The sequence below is a fragment of the Corynebacterium sp. HMSC05D08 genome (genome assembly GCF_001807215.1).
Classification (GTDB): domain Bacteria; phylum Actinomycetota; class Actinomycetes; order Mycobacteriales; family Mycobacteriaceae; genus Corynebacterium; species Corynebacterium striatum.
Window position 1 is genome coordinate 10,308 of the sequence record NZ_KV788332.1, and the last position, 1,686, is coordinate 11,993.

Here is a 1,686-nt window from a genome sequence, read left to right on the forward strand (position 1 = left end):
GACTGTCCGCCCCGCGTAAGCGGGGATGAGCCCGTCACGCGAGCGTCGTCCGGCAGAGGCTCGTTGTCCGCCCCGCGTAAGCGGGGATGAGCCCGGTGACGAGTTCTACCGGGTCAAGAGTGAGGTGTCCGCCCCGCGTAAGCGGGGATGAGCCTCGTCGGCGGTCCAAAGGACACGATGATATGGAGTCCGCCCCGCGTAAGCGGGGATGAGCCTCACTGCCCGGCTCGTAAATATTCTTCGAGCTGGTCCGCCCCGCGTAAGCGGGGATGAGCCGGGAACTCACCAAACTTTGGCAGCTGAATGGTCGTCCGCCCCGCGTAAGCGGGGATGAGCCCCGCCCCCACAGTCAGACCCGAATCAGACTGCAGTCCGCCCCGCGTAAGCGGGGATGAGCCCCGCCATCGCTACCGTCGCTACCGTCGATGGTCGTCCGCCCCGCGTAAGCGGGGATGAGCCCGCCGTAGCAACCGACATTGCACGGCTTTGCGGGTCCGCCCCGCGTAAGCGGGGATGAGCCCTTGGCTGGGTTTCTAGCTCGCTGCTATCGTCCGTCCGCCCCGCGTAAGCGGGGATGAGCCCATATCACGCACAGCATCATGTGAGCGCAGATTGTCCGCCCCGCGTAAGCGGGGATGAGCCCCCCATATGACGAATACGGCCCCGAATGGCACGGTCCGCCCCGCGTAAGCGGGGATGAGCCCTTTGGGCCGGTGTGGAGTACGAGCGCCGCGTCGGTCCGCCCCGCGTAAGCGGGGATGAGCCCGCGTCCACAACGTGCTCGCTTGCTTGGATCAGGTCCGCCCCGCGTAAGCGGGGATGAGCCCGCCGAGGAAGCCGAGAACGAGGAAGCAAAAATGTCCGCCCCGCGTAAGCGGGGATGAGCCACTGGAGGATGTCAGGAAGGCGGTCACCTAGCGGTCCGCCCCGCGTAAGCGGGGATGAGCCCCGCGGGACCCTGGACGTGCCGTCCGTACTGCAGTCCGCCCCGCGTAAGCGGGGATGAGCCTCCGTGGTGGCGGCGTCCAGCAAAATCGCTGGAGTCCGCCCCGCGTAAGCGGGGATGAGCCCACCTGGGCAAGAACCATATGACAATGCCTAACGTCCGCCCCGCGTAAGCGGGGATGAGCCCTTCGATTCCCGCCGAGGTTACGGCAATGCCGCGTCCGCCCCGCGTAAGCGGGGATGAGCCCTAAGTTTCAGACTGCGGCGCTGCAGGCTATCGGTCCGCCCCGCGTAAGCGGGGATGAGCCGGACCGCTTCGCAAAGAGACTGAAGCAAGACGGGTCCGCCCCGCGTAAGCGGGGATGAGCCCCAAGACCCGCGAAGGCTACACACGCCTCACCAGTCCGCCCCGCGTAAGCGGGGATGAGCCCATGCACTACACCGGGGCAGAAGCCTGTGCCTTGTCCGCCCCGCGTAAGCGGGGATGAGCCCATTTCGCCCCACACCGCACCCCTATTGGAATGGTCCGCCCCGCGTAAGCGGGGATGAGCCGTAAATGAGCAACGAACTCGCACCAAACACCAGGTCCGCCCCGCGTAAGCGGGGATGAGCCCGTCATCGCCGCCGACGCATGCCCCAGCTGACGGTCCGCCCCGCGTAAGCGGGGATGAGCCCAATGGTTCGCGGGCGCTGCCCCACTCGGTGTAGTCCGCCCCGCGTAAGCGGGGATGAGCCGAAGTG

1 CRISPR repeat array is annotated in these 1,686 nt (G+C 67.0%).

Annotation, left to right across the window (positions count from 1 at the left end):
* The first annotated feature begins 4 nt into the window (after positions 1-4).
* Positions 5-1,680: a CRISPR direct-repeat array (repeat unit 28 nt; unit sequence GTCCGCCCCGCGTAAGCGGGGATGAGCC).
* Positions 1,681-1,686: the final 6 nt, after the last annotated feature.